General features: G+C 67.6%; 21 protein-coding genes. 10 read left to right on the top strand and 11 right to left on the bottom strand.

Annotated elements, in window-relative coordinates:
• A partial coding sequence (locus A5752_RS26040) for a DUF222 domain-containing protein (protein ID WP_197500734.1) occupies positions 1-397 on the bottom strand: 397 nt, incomplete at its 3' end.
• Positions 398-558: 161 nt separating this feature from the next.
• Entirely contained in the window at positions 559-1,674 is a 1,116-nt protein-coding gene (locus A5752_RS26035; protein ID WP_231967350.1) for an adenylate/guanylate cyclase domain-containing protein, read from the bottom strand.
• 34 nt (positions 1,675-1,708) lie between these two features.
• Between A5752_RS26035 and A5752_RS26030 the strand changes: the two genes are divergently transcribed.
• Both A5752_RS26030 and A5752_RS26025 read left to right on the top strand, forming a co-directional pair.
• Positions 1,709-2,209, top strand: a complete 501-nt coding sequence (locus A5752_RS26030) for a DNA-deoxyinosine glycosylase (protein WP_067092074.1) — start codon at positions 1,709-1,711, stop codon at positions 2,207-2,209.
• Positions 2,210-2,264: 55 nt separating this feature from the next.
• Positions 2,265-5,432 carry an ATP-binding protein gene (locus A5752_RS26025; RefSeq protein WP_067092072.1) on the top strand — a complete coding sequence of 1,056 codons (3,168 nt, stop codon included), beginning with the start codon at positions 2,265-2,267 and terminating at the stop codon, positions 5,430-5,432.
• Here the strand turns inward: A5752_RS26025 and A5752_RS26020 are convergent.
• Positions 5,429-6,808, bottom strand: a complete 1,380-nt coding sequence (locus tag A5752_RS26020; RefSeq protein ID WP_067092071.1) for an amidase — start codon at positions 6,806-6,808, stop codon at positions 5,429-5,431. The genes A5752_RS26025 and A5752_RS26020 overlap by 4 nt on opposite strands.
• Before the next feature lie 17 nt (positions 6,809-6,825).
• Complete coding sequence (locus A5752_RS26015; protein WP_067092069.1) at positions 6,826-7,659, bottom strand: AraC family transcriptional regulator; 834 nt, start codon at positions 7,657-7,659, stop codon at positions 6,826-6,828.
• Positions 7,660-7,753: 94 nt separating this feature from the next.
• Between A5752_RS26015 and A5752_RS26010 the strand changes: the two genes are divergently transcribed.
• From A5752_RS26010 to A5752_RS26000, 3 genes are read left to right on the top strand one after another with little or no spacing between them, the layout of a single operon-like run.
• The gene (locus A5752_RS26010) at positions 7,754-8,227 is read left to right on the top strand and encodes a VOC family protein (RefSeq protein WP_067092068.1); all 474 of its coding nucleotides are present in this window, start codon (positions 7,754-7,756) and stop codon (positions 8,225-8,227) included.
• 16 nt (positions 8,228-8,243) lie between these two features.
• Positions 8,244-8,681: an HIT family protein gene (locus tag A5752_RS26005; RefSeq protein ID WP_067092067.1), complete on the top strand. Its 438-nt coding sequence runs from the start codon at positions 8,244-8,246 to the stop codon at positions 8,679-8,681.
• A gap of 10 nt (positions 8,682-8,691) precedes the next feature.
• On the top strand, positions 8,692-9,138 hold the full coding sequence (locus A5752_RS26000; protein ID WP_082964076.1) for a nitroreductase family deazaflavin-dependent oxidoreductase: 447 nt from the start codon (positions 8,692-8,694) through the stop codon (positions 9,136-9,138).
• Here A5752_RS26000 and A5752_RS25995 read toward each other — a convergent pair.
• Both A5752_RS25995 and A5752_RS25990 read right to left on the bottom strand, forming a co-directional pair.
• The gene (locus tag A5752_RS25995; protein WP_067092065.1) at positions 9,135-10,172 is read right to left on the bottom strand and encodes an LLM class flavin-dependent oxidoreductase; all 1,038 of its coding nucleotides are present in this window, start codon (positions 10,170-10,172) and stop codon (positions 9,135-9,137) included. The genes A5752_RS26000 and A5752_RS25995 overlap by 4 nt on opposite strands.
• Positions 10,173-10,241: 69 nt before the next feature.
• Positions 10,242-11,084, bottom strand: a complete 843-nt coding sequence (locus tag A5752_RS25990; RefSeq protein ID WP_502686806.1) for a uracil-DNA glycosylase — start codon at positions 11,082-11,084, stop codon at positions 10,242-10,244.
• Between the two features lie 59 nt (positions 11,085-11,143).
• Here A5752_RS25990 and tap point away from each other — a divergent pair, with 59 nt between their 5' ends.
• On the top strand, positions 11,144-12,373 hold the full coding sequence (gene tap, locus A5752_RS25985; RefSeq protein ID WP_067092064.1) for a multidrug efflux MFS transporter Tap: 1,230 nt from the start codon (positions 11,144-11,146) through the stop codon (positions 12,371-12,373).
• A gap of 5 nt (positions 12,374-12,378) precedes the next feature.
• Here the strand turns inward: tap and A5752_RS25980 are convergent, their stop codons facing one another.
• Entirely contained in the window at positions 12,379-13,926 is a 1,548-nt protein-coding gene (locus A5752_RS25980) for an acyl-CoA synthetase (protein WP_067092093.1), read from the bottom strand.
• A gap of 49 nt (positions 13,927-13,975) precedes the next feature.
• Positions 13,976-16,597, bottom strand: a complete 2,622-nt coding sequence (locus A5752_RS25975; RefSeq protein ID WP_067092063.1) for a helix-turn-helix transcriptional regulator — start codon at positions 16,595-16,597, stop codon at positions 13,976-13,978.
• Between the two features lie 99 nt (positions 16,598-16,696).
• Here A5752_RS25975 and A5752_RS25970 point away from each other — a divergent pair, with 99 nt between their 5' ends.
• From A5752_RS25970 to A5752_RS25960, 3 genes are all read left to right on the top strand, one after another.
• Positions 16,697-18,061, top strand: coding sequence for an FAD-binding oxidoreductase (locus A5752_RS25970; protein ID WP_067092061.1), 1,365 nt, complete (start codon positions 16,697-16,699; stop codon positions 18,059-18,061).
• A gap of 146 nt (positions 18,062-18,207) precedes the next feature.
• On the top strand, positions 18,208-19,425 hold the full coding sequence (locus A5752_RS25965) for a cytochrome P450 (protein ID WP_502686805.1): 1,218 nt from the start codon (positions 18,208-18,210) through the stop codon (positions 19,423-19,425).
• A complete protein-coding gene (locus A5752_RS25960; protein WP_067092057.1) occupies positions 19,425-20,009 on the top strand; it encodes a TetR/AcrR family transcriptional regulator in 585 nt (194 codons plus the stop codon). Before A5752_RS25965 ends, A5752_RS25960 begins: the two co-directional genes overlap by 1 nt.
• Positions 20,010-20,045: 36 nt before the next feature.
• Here A5752_RS25960 and A5752_RS25955 read toward each other — a convergent pair whose 3' ends face one another.
• The 3 genes from A5752_RS25955 to A5752_RS25945 form a co-directional block, all read right to left on the bottom strand.
• Entirely contained in the window at positions 20,046-20,762 is a 717-nt protein-coding gene (locus A5752_RS25955) for a siderophore-interacting protein (protein WP_067092055.1), read from the bottom strand.
• A 111-nt stretch (positions 20,763-20,873) separates the two neighbouring features.
• Positions 20,874-22,016, bottom strand: coding sequence for an acyltransferase family protein (locus tag A5752_RS25950; protein ID WP_067092053.1), 1,143 nt, complete (start codon positions 22,014-22,016; stop codon positions 20,874-20,876).
• Entirely contained in the window at positions 22,013-23,698 is a 1,686-nt protein-coding gene (locus A5752_RS25945; RefSeq protein WP_067092051.1) for a DEAD/DEAH box helicase, read from the bottom strand. The genes A5752_RS25950 and A5752_RS25945 overlap by 4 nt, the downstream gene beginning before the upstream one ends.
• A 129-nt stretch (positions 23,699-23,827) precedes the next feature.
• Here A5752_RS25945 and A5752_RS25940 point away from each other — a divergent pair, with 129 nt between their 5' ends.
• Positions 23,828-24,367 carry an LppP/LprE family lipoprotein gene (locus A5752_RS25940; RefSeq protein ID WP_067092091.1) on the top strand — a complete coding sequence of 180 codons (540 nt, stop codon included), beginning with the start codon at positions 23,828-23,830 and terminating at the stop codon, positions 24,365-24,367.
• Positions 24,368-24,445 lie beyond the last annotated feature (78 nt).

Genomic DNA, 24,445 nt, shown 5'->3' with positions numbered 1-24,445 from the left:
CGCGGGCCTCATAGTTGACCTGCGCGGGCAACTGATCGAAGAACCTCTCGATGATGCCGACCTGCTCACCACCCAACGCTCCGCGCGCCTGGGCTGTCGCCGTGGCCTCCAACACCGGCGCCAGCGCTTCACCGGTCAACGCGCGCCGCGGACCCAACACCGCCGCCGACGCGATACGACGCCTGGCCTCCTTACGCGACACCTGCAACACCGTCGCTATCGCCTCCGGCCACGAACACGCCCCCACCGCCCTCGGCTCCACTTCGGCCACCAGCCGGGCGATCACCGCATGATCGACCACCGGCAACCGCCGAACCACCCGCTCACACCGAAACAACACCTCCACCAAATCACGCGACCCCAACCCCTCCACCGACAAACCAACAAGCTCATCCACCGCGGCGTCCAACGCATCAAGAGCCTTCACAACTTGCCCCCGATCGGCGACCCCGCCCCCACTCATGTCAGGCCTGCGACCTGTCGTAGACCCGGCTTAGGGTCCGAGGTATCGAGCCTTCTTCAGCCATAATCGAACAATAGTTCGAACCACCGACAAGTTCAGTCCGCCCGCCGCACGCGGAACAACTTCACATCGGACTTGATCCCCTTCAAGTGCCGGGACCCCGCGAACGAGAACGAAAACCGCTCGTCTTCGCCGATCGCCTCGTGCGTCGACTCCGAGACCAGGACGGAGCCGGGCCGAGCGGCGCCCGTGACGCGGCTCGCGAGATTGACCGCCCCGCCGAACCAGTCACCGGTTCGGCTCACGGCCATCCCCGTGGCGAGGCCGACGCGAAGCCGTGGGAAATCCTCGTCGTCGTTGGTCTTTTCGACGAGGGTCAGCGCCGCCTCCAGCAGCGGCACCGGTTCCTGGCTGACGAGCATCACCTCGTCACCGATCGTCTTGACGAACCGGACGGGCGGGACGGACACCTCGTGCGCGAGATCGAACAACCGGTGGGCGAGGCGCTCGAGATCTTCGGGCGGCACGGCCTCACCGAGCCGGGTGAAGCCGACGAGGTCGGCGAACGCGATCGTCACGAGCCGCGCACCCGGCAGCCGTTGGCCCTTCGCGCGTTCGGAGGCGGTGATCGCCTCGGTCTCCATCAGATGCCGCAACTGCAACCGCAACATGTCCTGAATCATGGGGCCCAGCAGCGGGTTTGCGGTCCGCACCAACGCCTCGGCGTTCTTGGCGATGACGAGCTCCGACGCGCCTGGGTCGAGCACCGAAGCGAGCCCGGCGTACCGCATCACCTCGGCGGCCTTCGACAACCCCTCGGCGAGTACCCGGGTGATCTGGATGATCTGGTCCGGCAGGATCCCGATCTCGATGAACCGCTGTGCGTATGCCGCGGCTTCGGCGTCGGCGCGCAGATGGACCTTCGCATCGGGGTCGTCGACGGTGGGCAGCCCCATCGCGCGTTGGATGCGCTGCAGAAGGTCGAGATCGATGCCCGTCTTCTCGCTGGTCTCCCGGGTGGAGACGTAGACGCCGTCGTCGCCCAGTGCCTGACGCGCGGCGAGCAGCATCGGCAGGTAGGCGTTGCGGATCACCTCGACGTCGATGCCTCTGCTCACCAACCACGAAACCAATTCGGCGCGTTCGGCGCGTTCGTCACCTTCGAGTCCGTCGAGCAGACCGGACCCTTCGACGTCGAAGTCATCGGCCACCGGCCCAACGTATACCCCGTGCGATAGTCGGAACATGGGTTCGCCGGTGCTGTACGGGTTCGCGCCGATCGTCGGCGAACGCCCCCACACGTTGATCCTCGGCAACATGCCCAGCGTCATGTCCCTGGCAGCGCACCAGTATTACGGCAACCCCCGCAATGCTTTCTGGCGCATCGCAGGCGACATCTACGGGTTCGCGGCGGACGCGCCGTACGAGCAGCGTTGCGCCGCGCTGAGGGCTCATGGCATAGCGGTCTGGGATGTGCTGCGATCATGTCGGCGCGCGGGCAGTCTGGATTCCGCGGTGAGACCGGAAAGCATGGTGGCGAACGACTTTCAGCAATTCTTCGACACGCACCCCGATATCAGTTTGGTTTTGTTCAACGGCGCCGCAGCGGAGAAGAACTACACCCGACTCGTTTCCGTCGCAAATGAATTGAGCTACCGACGCCTGCCGTCGACCAGCCCGGCGCAGACCATGCCGTTCAACGAGAAACTCGCGATCTGGCGCGAAGCGCTGTCCGCACGTCGATAACGTCCCCCGCCGGCTCTGGCGACGCATATTCTCAATGCGGACGTGGAGGTGTCAGATGACAACTGCACTGACATGTCGGGCATGCGGTGGCGAACCGCGAGCGGGTGCCCGATTCTGTGATGCCTGTGGCGCGCCGCTGGAGGGGCCGCAACGACCCGCCGAGTACAAACAGGTGACGGTGCTGTTCGCCGACGTCGTCCGATCGATGGACCTCGCCGCGGCCGTCGGGCCCGAGCGGCTGCGCGAGATCATGGCCGAGCTGCTAGACCACTGCACCACGATCGTCACCCACTACGGCGGGACCGTCGACAAGTTCACCGGCGACGGCATCATGGCGGTGTTCGGTGCCCCGATCGCGTTGGAGGACCACGCCCTGCGCGCGTGTATCGCCGCGCTCGACATCCAATCCGAGGCCGCTCGGCTCGCAACGATTGTGAAGAGCCACGACGGGGCCGAGCTGTCGCTCCGAATCGGCCTGAACTCCGGTGAAGTGGTCGCCGGCGAAATCGGTTCTGTCACCGCGAGTTACACGACCATCGGTGAGCAGGTCGGGCTAGCGCAGCGGATGGAGGCGGTCGCCCCGCCCGGTGGGGTGATGCTCAGCGAGTCGACGGCCCACCTCGTCGAGGACGCGGTTGACCTCGCCGACGCCGAAGCGGTGCCCGTCAAGGGAACCACCGCAGCGGTGCTCGCACGGCGATTGCTCGCCGTCGCCGAAAGCCGTCCCCGGCGCCGCAGCGACGCACCCTTGGTCGGTCGAACTTGGGAACTGAACACCATCACCGCTCTCCTCGACGAGGCGATGACCGGTGCGGGATGCGTGGTCAACATCGTCGGGCCGCCAGGGATCGGCAAGAGTCGGCTCGCGCGCGAGACCGCAGCGGTCGCCGCCACTCGCGGAATGTTGGTCTTCAGCACCCACTGCGAGTCACATGCGCGCGAGATCCCCTTCCATGTCCTGGCGCGACTCCTGCGGTCGGGCACGCAGACCGACGGCCTCGACGCCGAGGCCGCGCGCGCCCATATCCGGAGTCAATTCGCCGACGCCACAGCCGAGGACCGATTGTTGCTCGAAGACATCATGGGTATCAGGGAAGCGACCACCGAGATGCCGGAGGTTGCCCCGGAGGCCCGGCGGCGGCGACTGACCGCACTCATCAATTCCGCGTCCATCGATCGTCCCGAATCCGCGCTCTACATTGTCGAGGATGTGCAATGGATCGACGACGCGAGCGAATCGCTGCTGGCCGACTTCCTGGCCGTCATTCCGCACACGTCGTCGCTGACGCTCATCACCCACCGGTCCGAGTACCACGGCATCCTCGCCCGGCTGTCGGGATCTCAAACAATCGCCCTGCGGCCGTTGCGAAGTGCCGACGTGCGGACACTGACCGACGGTCTTCTGGGTTCGGACGCGTCCGTCGCGCCGTTGTCCACCACGATCGCCGAACGCGCCGCCGGAAATCCGTTCTTCGCCGAGGAGATGCTGCGCGACCTTGCCGAGCGTGGTGCGCTCGTCGGGCAGCCCGGCAATTACCGACTGGACAGTTCGGACGCCGAGGCGAACATCCCCGCGACGCTGCAGGCGGCCATCGGAGCCCGCATCGACCGACTCGACACTACTGCGAAACAGACGCTTTACGCCGCGTCGGTGATCGCGACGGAGTTCGACTTGGAAACGCTTGCCGCCCTGACGGACACCCCTGACGTCATGCCACTGATCGAAACCGAACTCGTCGACCAGGTGAGGTTCTCTCCCGAACCCGTGTTCGCGTTTCGGCATCCGATGATCCGATCCGTCGCCTACGAGAGCCAGCTGAGGGCGCAGCGGGCGCAATTACACCGCAGGCTGGCCGCGATCATCGAACAGCGGGATCCTGCATCGGCCGACAAGAACGCCGCGCTCATTGCCGAGCACTACGAGAGCGCGGGCGATCTGCGCGCCGCGTTCGACTGGCACATGCGCGCAGCGACGTGGGCGAACAACCGCGACAACCTCGCCGCGGCGACCAGCTGGCAGCGGGCTCAGCGGGCCGCCGACCGCCTTCCAGCCGACGAACCGGGCCGACTCGCCATGCAGATCGCGCCCCGTACCCTGTTGTGCGGAACCGGCTTCCGGCTGCTGGGCAGCGGGTTCGCCACGGGCTTCGACGAACTGCGTGAATTGTGCACTGCCGCCGGCGACCGGCGCTCGCTCGCAATCGCGCTGTCCGGCGCCATTATGGAGACGTTCTTCAATGCGCGTCGGCGAGAGGCGTCCGCGCTCGCCACCGAAGAGGTTCGTCTGCTGGAATCGATCGGTGATCCCGACCTGATCCTGGCGCTGGCCACCGTAATCCTCGCCGCGAAGCAGGAAACCGCCGAAATGCACGAAGTCCTGCGTCTATCCGAGTACGCCATCGCGCTTGCCGGAGGTGATCCATCGCGCGGTGGCGACATCGCGACCAGTTCCCCGCTTGCGTTGACGACTGGCTTCCGTGCGCTCGCCCGTTGGAGCCTGGGAATCGAAGGCTGGCAGGAGGATATCGAAAGAGCGTGCGAGATGGCTTCGGGCGCCGAAACTGTCACCCGCGGCGGCGTCATCTACTACACGCACACGATGGCGGTTCTGAACGGTGCGATCCGGCCCAGGGTCGCGATGGAATCTGAGCTGAAGACCGTTCTCGCCTCGGCGGAGCTGACCGGTGAGGACGTTGCAGTCGGGCTGGCGAAATCCAATCTCGCCTTCTGGCTGTTGAGGGGTGGCTCGGACTCCACCACCATGGCCATGCAGTTGCTTGCCGAGACTCGCGAGCTCACCAATCGGGACAGATATGCCAGGACCGCGATCCCGATGGTCGACACCTTCGTGGCGGAAGACAAGATGCGACGTGGAGAGCTCGAGATGGCCATAGAGCTTGCCCGCGCATCCGTCGCCGCGGAGATCGAGGACGACGGAAAGCTGTTCCTCCCGATGATGACCGACGTACTTGTGCGCGCGTTGATTCGTCGGGGAGGGCCGGATGACCTACGCGAGGCCGAGTCGGCGATCGACCAGATGGCCGCGATTCCGCTCGAACCGGGCATCGTGCTCTACGACATCTGGCTGTTGCGTATGCGGGCCCTTCTCGCACAGGCGCGCAACGACCATGCCCGCTATCTCGACTTCCGCGATCGCTATCGGACGACGGCGCACGGCTTGGGCTTCGAAGGACACATCGCGTGGGCCGAGGCGATGGCCTAAGACACCGGCGGTCGGCGGTGCGCCCACGGCCGCGCACGCTCGATCTGTCCCGCGAGCGAAAGCAGTGTCACCTCATCAAAAGGCTTGCCCACCAACTGCACGGACGTCGGAACGCCGTTGCCGTCGAAACCCCACGGCACGGCCGCCGCCGGCTGACCCGTCACGTTGAACAGCGCCTGGAACGGCACTCGCGAGGCGACCGACAGCAGCGTAGACAGCATGCCCCAGCGCTGATACGCGCCGATGCGCGACGGGCCCCTCGCGGTTCCCGGGGTGACCACCACGTCGACGTCGTCGTAGATCGACTGAATCCGCTCGGCCGTACGGCTTTCCGCCTCACGAATGGCCTTCATCCGTCGATCGGAGATCATTCCGCCGACCCGCGCGAAGCTGCGCGTCCTGGCGTCGAGCCGCTCGGGATGAGGCAACGTCTGGACATCGTCGTAGCAGCCGCGGAAATAACGCGGCAGCGCCTGATCGAACATCACCGACGCCGGATAGTCCGGATCGCGGACGACGACCTCGTGGCCGAGTTCGCGCAACAGCTCGCCCGCCTCGGTCAGCGCCGCACGCTGCAAGCGCCCCACTCGGGTCATCAACATCGGCGGGGGCTTGTCGCTCAACGCGATTCGGAGAGGTTGCGGATCCTTCTCCGCCGCCGCGACGAATCCGGACTCCCCTGTCACCGCCTCCAAGAACAGGGCCGCGTCCTCGACCGTCCTCGCGAGCGGACCGTTCACGCTCAGGCCGTTCCAGGCGTCGTCGTGCGGCGCCATCGGCACCCGGTCCCGCTGCGGTTTGAGGCCGAACAGTCCGCACCATGTCGCCGGGATCCGGATGGAGCCCATCCCGTCGGAGCCGAGCGCGACCGGTGCCAGGCCGGCGGCCACCGCAGCGCCGCTTCCGCCGCTGCTTCCGCCGGGCGCGAAGTCGACGTTCCACGGATTGCGGGTCGCGCCGAACGTCACCGTCTCGGTGAACGGCCACAGCATCATCTCCGGCACCGAGGTCTTGCCGATGATCACCGCCCCCGCGTCGCGCAGCCGCCGGACCACCTCGGCGTCCCGGGCGCACGCGGGACCGTGTGCCGCGCTGCCGTACGTCGTCGTCTGGCCTTCGACGTCGACGTCGTCTTTGATCGCGATCGGCACACCAAGCAGCGGTGACCGCTCCCCGGCGGTCAGCCGCTTTTGCGCCGCGTCGGCTTCGCGTCGCGCACTGTCGTGGAGCACGACGCGGTAGGACCGAAGCGTCGTGTCGAGGCGCGCGATGCGCTCGAGATAATGACCCAGTAATTCCGGAGCCGTGATCGCGCCGGAGGCCAGCAACCGGGCCTGCTCAGCGGCGCCCGCGAAGACAAGCTCGCTGGTGTCCACGGCGGCAGCGTAACCGCTCAGACCCCGTGCCGGGCGGCGTATCCACCGGGTGTGGCCCCCAGCATCGTTCTGAAGTCGTTGATGAAGTGCGCTTGGTCGTACCACCCGAGGCGCACGGCGAGATCGGCGAAGTCCACGCGCGGGTTTCTCTCGATCTCGAGTGCCGCCTGCTGCAGCCGGTACCGGCACAGCACCCACTTGACCGGCACGCCGACATACCGGCGAAAGACGCGCTGTGTGGTGCGTGTACTCCACGGCGACAGCTCCATCACCTGTTCCACCCGGTGCAAACGGTCGTCGTCGCTGATCCGATGAACCAGATCACGCAGGGCCACGTACGTTCCGTCGAGCTCAGCACCGTGTGCCGCGATCAGCTCGTCGAGCCGCTCGGCGGCCGACGTGACGTCATCGTCGAGTTCGACCGCGCCGCCGAAGAGACCGTCGTCCACGGGCGTGACCCGCCCGGTCATGATCGACGCGTCGCGGCCAAAGCGCGCGGTGAAGCCGCCTGGATGGAACCGGGCACCCACCACGGCGCCGCGTCCACGGATCGTCGTCTCGAATACGCGATCGACAACGCCGTGCACCAAGGTGTTCGGTAGCGCAAAGCCGTGGCGCGCTTTGTCATTGCCCCATTCACGGGTGATGTGCATCGACGGGAAGGTGATCACCGTGCTGGTGAACGGCTTCCCGTCGGCGAGATCCCAGCGAACCGACCAGAAGTGCTCGACGAATGCGGCGGCTCGGTGCGACGGCGCCCACCGGTCGAGGTCGTACGCGGATGCGCCGGCAACGCGCCCGACGACGCCACGCACCGGCTCCGTGTGTACCGCCGTTCCGACCTCGCGCATGGAATCGAGGCTACGAAACCCCAGGCGCACGCTGCGTCCGGACTGTCGCGAAATTCCAATCAATCGGGGGTGCCGGGCGCCCAGACTGGCGACCATGAGCGTGAACAAGATTCCGGAGGGCTACACCAGCCTGACCCCGTTCCTCTGCGTCGACGGCGCCTCGGCCGCGATCGACTTCTACACCTCGGTGTTCGGCGCCACCCTGGTCGACCGCATGGACGGCCCGAACGGGACCGTCGCGCACGCCGAACTCGACTTCGGCAACGGCCGCCTGCAACTGGGCGATCCCGCCGAGGCGTACCAGATCGCCGCGCCGGACGCGGGGACCCCCGCCACGCACTCGATCGCGCTGTACTGCGAGGACGTCGACGCGGTGGTATCGCGCGCCGAGCAGGCCGGAGCGGTGGTGCGCGAGCCGGCGCAGACGTTCGTCACCGGCGACCGGTTCGCGTCGATCGTCGACCCGTTCGGCACGCGCTGGTCGGTGATGACGCGCGTCGAGGACATCTCGCCGGAGGAGCGAGATCGGCGGTTGGCCGAGTGGGCGAAGGAGAACGTCGCGGGCTGACCGCTACCGTGGCGGCATGTCCTGTGTGTTCTGCGCCATCGTCGCCGGCGAGGCCCCCGCCATCCGCATCTACGAAGACGACGACGTCGTGGCCATCCTCGACATCCGTCCGTTCAGCCGAGGCCACACGCTGGTGATCCCGAAGCGGCACACGGTGGACCTGACGGACACGCCGCCGGAGACCGTCGCCACGTTGGCACGGGTGGGTCAGCGCATCGCGAGGGCAGCGCGCCGGTCCGGTTTGCACGTCGACGGCAACAACGTGGTGATCAACGACGGTAAAGCCGCTTTCCAGACCGTGTTCCACATCCACCTGCACGTGCTGCCTCGGCAGAACGGAGACAAGCTCTCGTTCGCCAAGAACATGCTCCTTCGCCGTGATCCGGACCGGGAGGAGTCGGGACGGCTGCTGCGGGAGGCGCTGGCGGAACTCGACTCGGCTGCGCAAGACTAAGCCCATGAGCATGCCCTGGTACGAGAAGTACATCGGCTACCCGATGCTGTTGCTGCACGACAAGATCTACAAGGGCACCAATGGCCGCATCGGCCATACGTTCCCCGGTGCACCGCGGATGCTGATCCTGCACACGGTCGGCGCGAAAACCGGTTTGCAGCGGTCGAATTCGCTTGCCTACGCCCGCGACGGGGACGACTACCTGGTCGTCGCGTCCAAGGGCGGCGAACCAAAGGCGCCCGGCTGGTACCACAATTTGAAGGCCGATCCGAACGTCGAGATCAACGTCGGACCAAAGCGCATCAACGTGACCGCCACACCGGTCGCCCCCGGTGATCCCGATTTCTCTCGGCTCTGGCGGATCGTCAACGACATGCCGGGCAACAAGGACCGCTACATCGGCTACCAGAAGCGGACGTCACGGCCGATCCCGGTGATCAAGCTGACCCCGGCCTAGAACAGTTCCTTCGCCAGCAGTTCCAGTGTCTTGTCGCGGGCCGGCGCGGTGGCCGGATCGGTGCCGCGACGGGCCGACGCCACCGGGTTGATCATGACCTCGTCGACCCCGAACTGGTCGGCCAGCGCGCGCACCTGCTCGGCCGCCTCGGTCGGATCGCCGACGACCGCGCGCCCGAACGCCGCCTCCGCGATGCGCTGCGCCTGCGGTGCGAGTTCCTGCTGCTCGGAGTCCTCGACCAGGTCGAGCGGGCCCAGCGGCTGACCGGTTCGCAGCCTTGCCATCATCTGGAGGTTGGGCAGCGCCAAAGCCGTTGCCTCATCGTGCGTTTCGGCGACAACGGCGTTGACGGTGAGGAACGTGACGGGTTCGGGCGCCAACTCGCTGGGCCGGAACTCCGAGCGATATGTGGCCAACGCCTCCGCGGTGCCCTGGCCCGAGAAGTGATGGGCGAACACGTACGGCAGGCCCTTGGCGGCGGCCAGGTGCGCCGAGTACATCGACGACCCCAGCAGCCACAGCCTCGGTTCGCTCGCCGCCGCGGGTGTCGCCTTGAGGATGTAGCGCTGGTTCGGGATCGGAACCCGCACCCCGCGCGCGCTCATCAGCGCGACGACGTCGTCGAGGTAGTCGGGGAACGCCTCGATGTCACGGTCGTCGCGGCCGACGGCGCCGCGCAGCGCCATCGACGTCACCGGGTCCGACCCGGGTGCCCGGCCGATGCCGAGATCGATGCGCCCCGGATGCGCCGCCTCGAGCAGCGCGAACTGCTCGGCCACGGCCAACGGCGCGTGGTTGGGCAGCATCACGCCGCCGGAACCGACCCGCAGGTGCCGGGTGTGCGCGGCCAGATGGGCGATGAGCACCGGCGGGCTGGTCGCCGCCACCGAGGGCATGTTGTGGTGCTCGGCGACCCACAGCCGGGTGTAGCCGAGGCGGTCGGCGGTCTGTGCGAGCTGCGTCGACGCGGCCACCGCGTCGGAGGTCGACTGGTCGGTGCGCACCGGCACGAGATCGAGGACTGATAAGCGCATGGCAGACACAACGCATTCGACCGCAGAGACGTTCCCCGCACCGCGCCGACCAGCGATTCCTCAGCGGGACTACTCGACGGCCGCCAGCTCTTTGGCCGTGCGGAAGACGTCGTCGAACATCTGTGGGGTCAGCTTTCCGGTGAACGTGTTCTGCTGGCTGGGGTGATAGCAGCCCACCAACGAGACGCGGCCCAGCTCCGCGGTGGCGCCGTGACCGAACTTCGGCGCGGGCACAGGCACCGGCACCCCGCCCGTACGCAGCATCTGCAGCGCCGCCCGCCACGCGAACCCGCCGAGCGCGACAACCACCCGCACGTGCGCCGCCGTCAGCCGCCATTCCGCGTCCAGCCACGGGGCGCACGTCGCCCGCTCGGCCGGCGTCGGCGCGTTCGCCGGCGGCGCGCAACGCACTGCCGCGGCCACCCGGGTTGCCTTGAGCGCCAACCCGTCTGCGGCGTCCACGCACAGCGACTGGTTGGCCAGGCCCACCCGGTGCAGCGCCGCGAACAAGAAATCGCCGGAGCGATCGCCGGTGAAGATCCTGCCGGTGCGATTGGCGCCGTGGGCCGCCGGAGCGAGCCCCACGACGAACACCCGGGGCTCGGATGAGCCCCACCCCGGTGCCGGGCGGCCCCAGTACGGTTCGTCGGCGTACGACTTGCGCTTGACGACGGCCGCCTCCTCGCGCCACTCCACCAGGCGGGGACAGGCCCGGCACACCGAGACCTCGGCGTCGAGCTCGTCGAGTGACCGCGCCGCCGCGGCCATCGACTCGACTTGTGCGGCCGCCGCCGCGACGGCGGTCTTTGGTGTGGCGGGGTCACCCGGCCAGCCCGAACCGGCAGGAACCGGCGACGCGAACCGCCCACCGGTCCGCGGGTGAGGCAACAGCTGCACAGCACCACTGTGCACGGTGCGAAATTCCGGTGCCGAGCGGCCCCGCGCGCTGTTAGATTCTGCCGCGATAACCCATGACGAATAGCAGGCGCGGCCCCCTACTACTGATCCTGTTCGCCGCGCTGACGGCCGGTGCCGGCAACGGCATATCGCTCGTCGCGTTTCCATGGCTGGTGTTGCAGCGCAACGGATCTGCACTGGACGCTTCGATTGTGGCGATGGCGGGCTCGCTGCCGCTTCTGGTGGCGACGCTGATCGCGGGCGCCGCGGTGGATTATCTAGGGCGACGGCGGGTTTCGATGATCTCCGACGCGCTGTCCGCGGTGTCGGTGGCCGCCGTGCCCGTGCTGGCGCTGACGCTCGGCGTCGAGGCGGTCAACGTCGCGGTGCTGGCCACGCTGGCCGCACTGGGCGCCTTCTTCGATCCGGCGGGGATGACCGCGCGCGAGACGATGCTGCCGGAGGCGGCGAATCGCGCGGGATGGACGCTGGACCGCGCCAACAGCGTCTACGAGGCGGTGTTCAACCTCGCCTACATCGTCGGCCCCGGTATCGGCGGAGTGCTGATCGCGACGCTCGGCGGCATCAACACGATGTGGGTGACGGCGGCGGCGTTCGGCTTCTCGATCGTGGCGATCGCGGTGCTGCAACTGGAAGGAGCCGGCATTCCGGACCGCACCTCGCTGCCCGAGGGGGTGTGGGAGGGCGTCGTCGAGGGGCTGAAGTTCGTCTGGCACAACAAGGTGCTGCGCGCTTTGGCGTTCGTCGATCTGGTGGCGACCGGGCTCTACATGCCCATGGAGTCGGTTCTGTTTCCCAAGTACTTCACCGACCGCGACGAACCGGCGCAGCTCGGATGGGTGTTGATGGCGTTGAGCATCGGCGGGTTGATCGGCGCGCTCGGCTATGCGGTGTCGTCGCGGTACGTCAGCCGGCGGGCGACGATGTTGACCGCGGTACTGACGCTCGGGCTGGCCATGACGGTGATCGCGTTCCTGCCGCCGCTGCCGCTGATCCTCGTGCTGTCCGCGATCGTCGGCCTCGTCTACGGGCCGATCGCGCCGATCTACAACTACGTCATGCAGACCCGGGCGCCACAGCACCTGCGCGGGCGGGTGGTCGGCGTGATGGGCTCGCTGGCCTACGCGGCCGGGCCGCTGGGTCTGATCGTGGCCGGTCCGCTGGCCGACTCGGCCGGCCTGCACGTGACGTTCCTGGCGCTCGCGCTGCCGATGCTGCTGCTCGGAGTGGTCGCGGTGTTCCTGCCCGCGCTACGCGAACTGGACCGTCCGCCAACGGTTTAGCAATGCTACGGTCGGCCACCGAATTGGTCACGCAGCACGGTCTTCAGCACCTTCCCAGATGCGTTGCGAGGCAACTCCGGTAAGTACTCGACCCGCGTGGGGCACTTGAAATGGGCCAGCCGCTCACGCGCGTAATCGATCAGTTCTTGCCCGTCGACGTCCACCGCGTTCTCGAGGGCGACCACCGCGATCGGGGTTTCTCCCCATTTCGTGTTCGCAACTCCCACCACCGCAACCTCACGTACCGCCGGGTGGCGACACAGCATCTGCTCTACCTCGACCGGGTAGACGTTCTCGCCGCCAGTGATGATCATGTCGTTCTTGCGGTCGACGAGGGTGATGAAGCCCTCCGTATCAACGCGGCCCAGATCACCGGTGTGAAACCACCCGCCGCCAAACGCCTCGGCGGTCGCCTCCGGCTTCTTCCAGTAGCCCGCGAAGACAGCCGGACCGCGGACGGCGACTTCGCCGACCGCGCCGGTTGCCACGTCGCGGTCCTGCTCATCGACGATTCGGGTTTGCACATGGAAGAGAGGCCGGCCCACCGAGCCCGATTTCTCCCTGACGTGGTCGGCGTCGAGAAGCGTGACGCCGCCGGTTTCGGTGAGACCGAAGCTCTCCTGGAACGGCACACCGTGATCCTGAAAGTACTCGAGCACCGGCAGTGGACACGGTGCACCGGCGCTGACGGCCAATTCGAGCGCCGACAAGTCGTAGGACTCGAAATCCGGTACGGCCATCAGCGCCGCCCACATCGCCGGTACGAGGAACTGGACGGTGACGCGCTCTCGCGCCATCGCGGCGAGCGCTTCCTCCGGGCGGAAGCCGGGCAGCAATACGTTTGTGCCACCGACATATATCAGGGGCAGCGTGTGCACGCTCAGCCCACCAATGTGGAACAACGGCGCCGCAGTGACGGTCCGATCCCCCTCGTGCAGCCCCCGGCCGGCGGCCACGACATTGATCGTGTTCCAGAACACGTTGTCGTGGGTCAGCATCGCGCCTTTCGGGCGCCCTGTCGTCCCCGAAGTGTAAGGAAGGCAACACAAGTCGTTGCCGACTATGTCGACATCCACGGAGCGATCCTCGCCACCGTCGAGGAGCTGTTCGAAATCGGTTTCTCCGGAAGTGGCTTCACCGCCGACCACCACCCGAGTCTTGACCTTTACCCCCGCGCCGGCACACGCCGCGCGAGCAAGCGCCGAAAACTGTCCCGACCACACAAAGGTGGTCGCACCGGAATCACCCAGCACGTAAGCGACCTCGGGTGCGGCGAGCCGGAAACTGATCGGCACGAAAACCGCCCCGAGCTTCCCAACGGCGAACAACGTCTCCAGGAAGGCGGAGCTGTTGATCATGAGTCCGGCCACGCGGTCGCCTTTCCGCACGCCCGACGCCCGCAACGCCTGGGCCAGCCGATCGGTCCGGCGGTCGAACTCGGCGTAGGTCATCCGCCGGTCTCCGTCGATCAGGGCCACTCGATCGCCACACAGAAACGCGCGGCGAGTCGCCCAAGACCCGAATCCGGCCTCGCGGTGGTGGATCCCGTCCATGAGCGGACCTTCCCCCATCGCGCCTTCCATCGGCGGGCGCTCGCGGTCTTCAGTCACCGGGAACCGGCCCCTGCCTGGCGATCGCGGCGAGTTCCTCACGGGAGTTCGCACCCACCCGTTGGCAGGCGCGATAGATGTGGCCTTCGACGCTGCGCACCGACATCACCAGCCGGTCGGCGATCTCGCGGTTGGACAGCCCGGCCACCACGAACTCGACGATCTCGCGCTGACGACCGGTCAGCGGTTGGCTGGCGGGCACTCGCAGCGCCGGTGTACACAGTCCGCCGCAGGCGTCGCTGAGTTCCTTGGCCACAGCGGCGGCGTACAGCCCGCGCTTGCGGTGCTGGGCGCGGGTGAACGCGACGGCTGCCTGCGCAGCGGCGTCGGCCGCGGCGGCCCGGTCGCCGATTGTGCGATACGCACCAGCGGCGGCGAGCAGTCCCTCTCCGTCGTCGGCGGCCAACGCTTCGGCATGTCGCGCAACGGCATCGGCCAACGGCAGCGCGAGTTCGTCGGCGACTCGACGCGCGGACGCGGCACACGAGGTGTCGCCCCACTGCGCCGCCGCCTGGTAGCACGCCAGCTCATGGGTGGGCTGACGGCGCGCGCGGGCCTGCGACGCCGCTGTCCGCGCGACCGCGATGGCGTCGGTGACACACCCGTTGGCGACCAACGACCATCCTTCGGCGACGCTGAGAGTGGTCTGCATGAACGCGAAGTCGGGCGGCACGCTTTCGCGGGCCTCGGCGATCGCTGCCCCGGCCGCAGGCCCTTCACCGAGTTTCGCGTGTGCCTCCGCCAGGCCGAAGCCGGTGGATGGGCGTAAACCGCTTGCCACACCGTGCCTTTGGACACCGGCCAGCGCTTCGTGCAGAAGCTTCACGGCGTCGCGGACATTGCCACGCATGAGTTCGGCGTGCCCCAGCAGCGACGCCAGATTGGCGTAGGCGAGGCTGGGCACCTCGTCCGCCGAATCGGCCACTCGCCGCACCATCGCCGAGCACTCGTCGATGCGCCCGGTCAACCGGCACGCGCGGAGATAGACGCTGGCGAACCAGAACCGCATGTGCGATGCTTGAAACGACGTCATCGCCCGGTTCAGCGCCGACTCCGCGACCGTGGTGAGCTCATCTGTTCGGCCGAGCGCCCCCAGCGCCATCGTCAACGCCACCGACGCCATCATCGCGTCGAAGTCCGTCAACACGCCCGATTCCAGTGCCGCCGTGGCCTTTTCCAACGCCACCTCGCAACGCGCCGATACGGCGTCGACGCACGCTTCGGCGGCCATGCGTGCGAACCGCTCGGCTGTCGTCTCGGGCGCCTCGGCCAGCCGTGCCAACACCACGGTCGCGTCGTTGATGCGGCCGAGCATCCAGATCAGGTTGGCCACTCGCAGCAGAGACCACTGGTGTGCGCTCGTCGCACCGTCGACGGCCATTCGGCTCAAGACGTCCTCGGCCTCCGCCCCGCGGCCGAGCAGAAACAGGTTCAACGCGCGCACCCCCGCGGCTTCGGCGCACCCGGCGTCCGCGGCGGCCGTCGCGAAGCGGTCGGCGAGTTCGAGGTCGAGCAGCGTCATCGCACAGCGCGCCGCCTTGAGGTAGACGTCGGGATCCGGCGGCAGGTCCGACTCGAGTGCCAGCAGCCCCCGGCGCACCGTGGCCTGAACGTCACACTCCCCCTCTTCGGTCAGCCGACTGGCCAGCCTGCCGCGGATTCTGGACAGGTATATCTCGCCGGCTGCGGCGCGGCGCAGTTCGCCGTACAGCGGGTGAGCCAGGCGGGCGACCAGGTCTGCCCCGCTTCGCTCGACCGTCACCAACCGCATCCGTTCGGCAGCCTCGAGCGCCTCCCGGTCCACGACGTCACACAGTGCGTCGACCGTCAGCGGTTCACATTGCGACAGGGTGTCGACCACCAGCGCCACCTCCGGCGTCAGCTCGCGCAGCTGGCGGCCGACCATGTCGCTGATGCTCTGCGAGACCGCGACGCCGCCGTCCCACATCCATACCCCCGCCGTCTGCCGCATCCGGCCGGCATCGACCTGATCGTTGACCAATTGGCGCAGAAACAGCGCGTTGCCGCCCGTCAGCTTCCAGAACCGCTGAGCGCTACGGGCATCCACCACGCCGCCGAGGCTCTCCTCGATGAGGGTGCGCGTCGCGTCTGCTGACAGCGGTGCGAGATCGAGGCGGACGAGCAGGCCGTCCTTCCACAGCGCGGTGATCGCGTCTGGTTCGTCGGCACCCGAGCGCAGGGTGACGACCAGGCGGGCCGCCCGGCTCTGAGCGAGCTGGTGCACGACGTGCGCCGACAGTCCGTCGAGCAGATGCGCGTCGTCGACTCCGATCAGGGTTCGGCCGTGGCGCTGTTGCGCGACAAGGGAATTGATCAGCTGACGGACATTCGGCGTCGGATCGGCGATGGCGTCGTTGATCACCGCCGTGAACGCACCGAGCGGCAGCGCCCGCGCGGACTCGGTGCCGACGACCCAATTCGTGCGCTCGCCCGCGCGTTCGGCGACCCGCAGCACCTCGCGCGCGAGCCGCGTCTTGCCCACCCCCGCCGCGCCGACGATCACGACGCCTGCTTTGTCACTGCCCCCGCTGAGTGCGCGGCGAATGGTTGCCAGTTCGCCGTCACGTCCCGCCAGCGGATCCCCGCTGATCACGGCGGAACTATATCCCGCCGTTTTCGCACCTGGGCGCGTTTCGGGCCGCCGCGACTCGACGGCGGACTCGCAACCCACGCCGGCTCGTACCATTGCGTCGTGGACTCCCCCCTTGCCGATCTGGTGGACGCGCTTTCCGAGGGCGCCGTTGTCACCGATCCGGACATCCTGGGGTCATATCGCCAGGACCGGGCCTTCGACCCGAACGCGGGCACACCGCTGGCCGTGGTCCGACCGCGCACCACCGAGGATGTGCAAGCGGTTCTGCGCTGGGCCACCGCCAACAGGACGGCGGTGGTGCCGCGCGGTATGGGCACCGGTCTGTCCGGTGGCGCGTCGGCCCTCGACGGCGCGATCGTGCTGACGACGGAGAAGATGCGTGACATCACCGTGGACCCGGTGACCCGCACCGCCGTGGTCCAGCCCGGATTGCTGAACGCGGAGGTCAAGAAGGCGGTCGCGGAGTACGGACTGTGGTACCCACCGGACCCGTCATCGTTCGAGATCTGCAGCATCGGCGGCAACGTCGCCACCAATGCCGGCGGCCTCTGCTGCGTGAAGTACGGCGTCACAACGGATTACGTGCTCGGCCTGCAAGTGGTACTCGCCGACGGCACGGCGGTGCGGCTCGGCGGTCCGCGGCTCAAAGACGTTGCCTGCCTTCCGTTGACCAAGTTGTTCGTCGGCAGCGAGGGAACGCTCGGGGTGGTCACCGAGGTGACGCTGAAACTGCTGCCTGCGCAGTCGGCGGCGTGCACGGTGGTGGCGACCTTCGACTCGGTCGAGGCGGCCGCCACGGCCGTCGTCGCCATCACGGGAAAGATCCGGCCCTCGATGCTGGAATTCATGGACGCCACCTCCATCAACGCCGTCGAGGACAAGTTGAAGATGGGCCTCGATCGGCACGCGGCCGCGATGCTGGTGGCCGCCTCCGACGACCGTGGGCCGTCCGGCGCCCAGGACGCGCAGTTCATGGCCGACGTCTTCACCGAACACGGCGCCAAGGAAGTGTTCTCGACGTCGGACCCCGACGAGGGCGAGGCATTCGTCGCCGCGCGGCGGTTCTGCATCCCCGCCGTCGAACTGAAGGGCTCCCTGCTGCTCGAGGACGTCGGGGTTCCGCTGCCCGCGCTGGCGGATCTGGTCAGCGGCGTGGAGAAGATCGCGGCCAACCATGAACTGATGATCTCGGTGATCGCCCATGCCGGTGACGGCAACACGCACCCGTTGATCGTGTACGACCCCGCCGATCCCGCGATGACCGAACGCGCCCACCACGCGTTCGGCGAGATCATGGATCTGGCCGTCAGCCTCGGCGGCACGATCACCGGCGAGCACGGCGTCGGCAGGCTCAAACGACCCTGGCTGGCGGGTCAGATCGGTCCCGAGGCGATGGAACTCAACCGGCGGATCAAGCAGGCGCTGGACCCGGACAACATCCTCAATCCCGGCGCCGCGATCTGAGGCTCCGCTTGATTCGCGAGCAGACGTAAAAGTGCCCATTTTTGGGCAATATGCGGCAGTTTTGCGTCTGCTCGCGGAACTGGGTCTTGACATGTTTCCTGCTTCTGTCATACGAATGAGACGTGACGGCTACTCTGTCTCATGACATGCCGGTTCGATTCCAGCTCGCCGACGCCGACACGTGGGCCGATCCGTGGCCGATGTACCGCGCGCTGCGCGATCACGACCCGGTGCATCATGTGGTGCCGCGCGATCGGCCCGATCACGACTACTTCGTCATGTCGCGGCACGCCGACATCTGGGCCGCCGCACGCGATCACGAGACGTTTTCGTCGGCGCAGGGGCTGACGGTCAACTACGGCGAACTCGAGCTGATCGGGCTGGCCGACAATCCGCCGATGGTCATGCAGGACCCGCCGGTGCACACCGAGTTCCGCAAGCTGGTGTCGCGGGGATTCACGCCGCGGCAGGTCGAAGCGGTCGAACCCAAGGTGCGCGAGTACGTCGTCGAACGGATCGAGCGCATCAAGCACAACGGCGGCGGCGACATCGTGACCGAACTGTTCAAGCCGCTGCCGTCCATGGTGGTCGCGCACTACCTCGGCGTTCCGGAGGCCGATCGCGACAAGTTCGACGGTTGGACAGAGGCGATCGTCGCCGCCAACACCACCGAGGGCGGAATCGGCGGTGCGCTGGAGACGCTCGGCGACAATCTGGGCGAGATGATGGCGTACTTCACCGATCTCATCGAACGACGCCGCGTGCAACCGGAGGACGACACCGTCTCGCATCTGGTGGCCGCGGGCGTCGGCGCCGACGGCGACATCGCCGGTGTGCTGTCGATACTCGCGTTCACCTTCACCATGGTCACCGGCGGCAACGACACGACCACCGGCATGCTGGGCGGTTCGGTCCAGTTGCTTCACCAGCGACCCGATCAGCGCCGCCTGCTCACCGAAAACCCCGACCTGATACCGGATTCCGTCGATGAGTTTCTGCGCATGACCTCCCCGGTGCAGGGGTTGGCCCGCACCGTCACCCGTGACGTGACGGTCGCCGACACCACTATCCCGGAGGGCAGGCGCGTGTTGTTCCTCTACGCGTCGGCCAACCGTGACGAGCGCCAGTTCGGCGACGACGCATCCGAACTCGACGTGACCCGTAAGCCGCGCAACATCCTGACCTTCAGCCACGGCGCCCACCACTGCCTCGGCGCGGCCGCGGCGCGTATGCAGTCGCGCGTCGCCCTCACCGAACTGCTGACCCGCATTCCGGAATTCGAGGTGGATGAGAGCGGAATCGTCTGGGCCGGCGGCAGCTACGTGCGCCGGCCACTGTCCGTACCGTTCGAGGTGACCGCCTGATGGCCGGCGACTGGCTGGCGGCGCGGCGCACCGAGGTGGCCGCCGATCGCATCCTCGACGCGGCGGGCGAACTGTTCACCCAGAAAGAGGCCGCCACCGTCGGGATGAACGAAATCGCTTCGGCGGCAGGGTGTTCACGCGCCACGCTGTACCGCTACTTCGAAAACCGCGAGGCGCTCTACACCGCGTATGTGCACCGTGAGAGCTACCGGCTCTACAGCGAGATGACCGAACAGATCAATGCGCTGACCGATCCACGCGAGCGCCTGATCGAGGGCATGATCGCCTCGTTGCGCAACGTCCGCGAAAGCCCGGCCCTGGCGTCGTGGTTCGCCACCACCCAGCGACCGATCGGCGCGGAGATGGCCGAGGAGTCCGAGGTGATCAAGGCGTTGACCGAGGCGTTCGTCATCTCGCTGGGGCCCGACGACCGGGAGTTGGTCGCGCATCGCGCGCGGTGGCTGGTGCGCGTGATGACGTCGCTGATGTTGTTCCCCGGCCACGACGAGGCCGACGAGCGGTCGATGCTCGAGGAGTTCGTCGTACCGATCGTCCTGCCGGGCGAACGGGAGCGGACGATCTAGCCGGGCCGTCAGGTCAGCCGGTAGCGCCCCGAGCCGTCAGGCGACCCAGTACGCCTGGGCCTTGATCGACTTCTTGGAGATCTTGTAGTCCTCGCGGAAGACCTTGGCCACCGCGCGGGTGGTGCGGTTGTCGCAGGCGACCCACCCGAAGTGATCGGGCGCGTCGAACGCCGCCGCGGCGACGGCTTCGACGAGCGCCTCGCCGGCGTTCTTGCGGTCCACCCACATGACGTCCTTGCTACGGGCGACCGGAAGCTGCCGGTCGTCGTCATGCGCCGCCTCGAGGAACACCCGCGCGGGGGTGTCGCCGATCGCGGTCAGCAGCGAGTTGATGGCGGGCAGCGATGCGGTGTCACCGACGATGACGTATCCGGCCGGCGAGGGTTCGGGCAGCGTGAAGTTGCTGCCGAGCACCGTCACCTCGATCGTGTCGCCCGGTTGCGCGTTCTCCGCCCAGTGCGAGGCGATGCCGTCGTGCAACGCGAACTCGATGTCGACGGTGTCGGCCGCAGGGTTCGGGTCGACCAGCGTGTAGCCGCGCTGATGCAGCTTGTCGCCGTCGGCGAACCACATCCGGATCCACATCGTCGGGTGCAGGGGCCGGTCGGCGAGCATGCCGCCCGCATCGAAGCTCAGCCGAACGTAATGCGGGCTGACCTCGCGTTTTCCGGATACGGTCAGCCGATAGTCGCCTGCCCGCAGCAGCTTGAGCACCGCACCCTGGAAACCGCGCGTTGGCTTCTTGTCCGACATAACCAGCCCTCCGTGTCGCCGTTCTGGTTAGGCTACCCTAACGATTTGGCGGGAGGCGTCGGCCCTTGACGGGTTGATTGCCCGCACCGGGTGCGTGCGATCGACCCCTTACTAGGTGGGCCGCACCCGGGTGAACCGGTGCAACAGCCACGCCAGCGGCACGGTCATCACGAAGGTGACGAGAAAGAGCATCACGATCGACCCGGTGTAGATCGGGTAGTGCAGGATCTCCACCATCGCGACCTCCATCGTGATCAGGTGGATCAGGAAGATCTCGTAGGAGATCTCCCCGAGGAACACCATCGGCCGACTCGACAACAGCCGTGCGTAGATGCCTCGGTCGCCGAGCGCCAGCGGCGCGACCGCCAGCGTGGCGATCACCGCGTAGAAGAACGCCTTCACCACGGCTTCGCGCAACTCGTTGGGTGACGTGGTCGGCTCGCCGGCGATCGGGGTGGACGCGATGAAATAGCACGCAACCGCGACGGGGATGCACGCCAGACCGTAGGCCCGCACCCCCAGGGGTTGCAACGCGGCCAGCAGCATGCCGCCGATGAACCACGCGAGGTACGACGGCAGCCACAGCCGCGCGCCGTCGGGCAGAAAGTCGGTGGTGTGCACCAGGATCAGCCAGGCCGGGGTGACGAGGGCCAGTGCGGTCAGTCCGCCGATCAGCAGGCCGGGCCGCCACCGACGCCGGCAGAGAACCACCAGCAGCAACCATGCGAGCAGCGGGAGCAACACGTAGAACGCGACCTCGACCGCGAGGCTCCACATCTGTGTAAGCCCCTGGTGCAGAAACGAATACAGGTAGTGGTCGGTGTAGATCTGCGTCAGGGTGAGGTTGCGGAACAACCCCTCCCAGGTGTGCCCGGGGTTCGGGCCGGCGGTACGGAAGTGGTAGACGAGGTAGGCCACCAGCACGGTCACGACGTAAGCGGGCATGATGCGGCGAACGCGGTGCCACGCGTACCGACGCACGGACGGGGCGGGCCGTTGCGCCGCGGCCGCTTTCACCCACGGCGCGAACAACAGAAAACCGCTGAGCACGAAAAATATCGGTACGCCGATCTCGGCACGGGAGTACACCAGACCGACGTAGCCCTGCGGGTACTTGCCCGTCGTATACGCGGCGTGGGTCAGCATCACCAACAACGCCGCGACGGCGCGGATACCGGTGAGCGAGGCGACACGCTCGGCCCTGCTGACGGATTCCAGACCGCCCTGCGCGTCCAGCCCCCGCGACAACGTCATCTCTGCTTGTGCCGGCCCTTGTCCGGCCGTCGGTCGGGCTGCAGGTTGATCTTCACCCCCGAGATACGGGTGTTCTCAAGCGCTTTGAGCGTCTTCTTGGGCAGATCGGCGGGCAGCTCCACCAACGAGAAATCCGGGCGGATGGTGATGTGGCCGAAGTCGCTGCGGTGCAGCCCGCCCTCGTTGGCGATGGCGCCGACGATGTGGCCGGGCCCGACCTTGTGCCGCTTGCCCACCGAGATTCGGTAGGTGACCAGACCTTCGCGCGGTTTGCGGTCGGGCTTGTCGCGGCGGGGACGGTCCTCGCGTTCGCGGCGCTTCTCCGGAGGCGGTTCGACCATGAAGAACTCGTCACCGCCCTGCGCCTGCGCGGCCAATGCCGCCGCGATGTCGGCGATCGGCACGTCGTGCTCGCGTTCGTAGTCCTCGATGATGTTGCGGAAGACGTCGGCGCCGGGAGCGTTGAGCGCTTCGGTGATCGAGTCGCGGAACTTGGCCACGCGCTGGGCGTTGACGTCCTCGACGGTGGGCAGTTCGGATTCGATGAGCTTAGAGCGGGTGGCCTTCTCGATGGCCTTGAGCAGGTGCCGCTCGCGTGGGGTGACGAAAAGCAGCGCTTTGCCGGATCGGCCGGCACGGCCCGTGCGCCCGATGCGGTGCACATAGGACTCGGTGTCGTGCGGGATGTCGTAGTTGAGGACGTGGGAGATGCGCTCGACGTCGAGGCCGCGCGCGGCGACGTCGGTCGCGATCAGGACGTCGATCCTGCCGTCCTTGAATGCCGCGATGGTGCGCTCGCGCTGGGCCTGCGGAATGTCGCCGTTGATCGCCGCCGCGGCGAAGCCCCTGGCCTTGAGCCGTTCGGCGACCTCTTCGGTGGCCTGCTTGGTGCGGACGAACACGATCATCGCGTCGCCCTCTTCGACCTCGAGCACCCGCGTCAGCGCGTCCATCTTACGGTGGCCCGACACCTGGATGTAGCGCTGCGAAATGTTCTCGGCGGTCGCGGTTTTGGCCTTGACCGTGACCTCGACCGGGTCGTGCAGGTATTTCTTGGTGATCTTGCGGATCGCGGGCGGCATGGTCGCCGAGAACAGCGCGACCTGTTTGAACTCGGGGGTCTCGGCCAGGATGCGCTCGACGTCCTCGGCGAAACCCATCTGCAGCATCTCGTCGGCTTCATCGAGCACCAGGTAGTCGAGGCGCGACAGGTCCAGGCGGCCCTTCTCGAGGTGGTCGATCACGCGGCCCGGCGTGCCGACCACCACCTGGGCGCCGCGCTTGAGCCCCGCCAGTTGCGGGCCGTAGGACGATCCGCCGTAGATGGGCAGCACGTTGACCTCGGGCAGGTGTGCGCCGTAGCGGCCGAAGGCCTCGGCCACCTGCAGCGCCAGCTCGCGCGTCGGGGCCAGGACGAGCGCCTGGGTCGCACGGCTGCCGGTGTCGATCTTCGACAGGATCGGAATCGCGAACGCGGCGGTCTTACCGGTGCCGGTCTGGGCGAGACCCACCACATCGGAACCCGCCATCATCGCCGGAATCGTGGCCGCCTGGATCGCGGACGGGGTCTCGTAGCCGACGTCGGAGACTGCCCGCAGCACCGACGGGTGTATCTGCAGGTCGTTGAAGGACAGGTCGCCGGTCGAGCCGTCCTGGCTCGCATCCGACTCGGCGGAGGTCATCGGGATCGAGTCTAGTGCCAGCAACCACCCGAATTCGCCACGCGGTGTGTCGGCGCGACCAGGTCGACGCGATTTGCAAGGGTGGCTCAGGTGATGTGCACGGTTCGGATCAACGGCTTCATCGCATCGATGGCGGCATTCTCGGCGACGGTTGCGGTCCTCGCCGGATGCGGGGCGAGCGACTCCACCGTCTCCAAGACGCCCGACGCCCTGCCTCCCGCCGCACCTCCCCCGGCCGCCGCGCCGCCGGCGCCAGGTCCCGCCGCGGCACCCGCCGCCCCGGCGGCTGACGACCCGTGCGCGGTCAACCTCGCCGCACCGGAGATCACCCGGGCGGTCGCCGAGCTGCCCCACGATCCGCGCAGCAACCAGGGCTGGAACCCGGAGCCGATCGCGGGCAACTACAACGAATGCGCGCAGCTGTCGGTCGTCATCGTCAAGGCCAACACCAACGCCAGCAACCCCAACACCCGGGCGGTGATGTTCCACCTCGGCAAGTTCATCCCCACCGGGGCGCCCGACACCTACGGCTTCAACGGGGTGGACACCCTTCAAAGCTCCGGTGACACCGTCGCGCTGCGCTACTCGAACGGCATGCCGGGTCTCGACAGCGTCGTCAGGTTCCGCTGGAACGGAAACGGCGTCGAGCTGATCGGTAACACTGGCTGACCGGATTCCCGCGCGAAGGTGGGTTACCCGCACGCTTTGGCGGGCTCGGACGCGTGTCGGACCCACGTTCGCGGGGGC

It is taken from the genome of Mycobacterium sp. 852002-51961_SCH5331710, assembly GCF_001665535.1.
Taxonomy (GTDB): domain Bacteria; phylum Actinomycetota; class Actinomycetes; order Mycobacteriales; family Mycobacteriaceae; genus Mycobacterium.
Note: the sequence above shows the minus strand (reverse complement) of the source record. Positions and strands in the feature narration are given on the sequence as shown.

Bases quoted from the DNA above. Each gene is read 5' to 3' on its own strand.
- A5752_RS26010 (WP_067092068.1), top strand. From the start codon at position 7,754: ATGAGCGTGAACAAGATTCCGGAGGGCTACACCAGCCTGACCCCGTTC.
- A5752_RS25965 (WP_502686805.1), top strand. From the start codon at position 18,208: ATGCCGGTTCGATTCCAGCTCGCCGACGCCGACACGTGGGCCGATCCG.
- A5752_RS26025 (WP_067092072.1), top strand. From the start codon at position 2,265: ATGACAACTGCACTGACATGTCGGGCATGCGGTGGCGAACCGCGAGCG.
- A5752_RS25980 (WP_067092093.1), bottom strand. From the start codon at position 13,926: ATGGACGGGATCCACCACCGCGAGGCCGGATTCGGGTCTTGGGCGACT.
- A5752_RS25955 (WP_067092055.1), bottom strand. From the start codon at position 20,762: ATGTCGGACAAGAAGCCAACGCGCGGTTTCCAGGGTGCGGTGCTCAAG.
- A5752_RS25945 (WP_067092051.1), bottom strand. From the start codon at position 23,698: ATGACCTCCGCCGAGTCGGATGCGAGCCAGGACGGCTCGACCGGCGAC.
- A5752_RS26005 (WP_067092067.1), top strand. From the start codon at position 8,244: ATGTCCTGTGTGTTCTGCGCCATCGTCGCCGGCGAGGCCCCCGCCATC.
- tap (WP_067092064.1), top strand. From the start codon at position 11,144: ATGACGAATAGCAGGCGCGGCCCCCTACTACTGATCCTGTTCGCCGCG.
- A5752_RS26015 (WP_067092069.1), bottom strand. From the start codon at position 7,659: ATGCGCGAGGTCGGAACGGCGGTACACACGGAGCCGGTGCGTGGCGTC.
- A5752_RS26000 (WP_082964076.1), top strand. From the start codon at position 8,692: ATGCCCTGGTACGAGAAGTACATCGGCTACCCGATGCTGTTGCTGCAC.
- A5752_RS26030 (WP_067092074.1), top strand. From the start codon at position 1,709: ATGGGTTCGCCGGTGCTGTACGGGTTCGCGCCGATCGTCGGCGAACGC.
- A5752_RS25950 (WP_067092053.1), bottom strand. From the start codon at position 22,016: ATGACGTTGTCGCGGGGGCTGGACGCGCAGGGCGGTCTGGAATCCGTC.
- A5752_RS25940 (WP_067092091.1), top strand. From the start codon at position 23,828: ATGGCGGCATTCTCGGCGACGGTTGCGGTCCTCGCCGGATGCGGGGCG.
- A5752_RS25995 (WP_067092065.1), bottom strand. From the start codon at position 10,172: ATGCGCTTATCAGTCCTCGATCTCGTGCCGGTGCGCACCGACCAGTCG.
- A5752_RS25960 (WP_067092057.1), top strand. From the start codon at position 19,425: ATGGCCGGCGACTGGCTGGCGGCGCGGCGCACCGAGGTGGCCGCCGAT.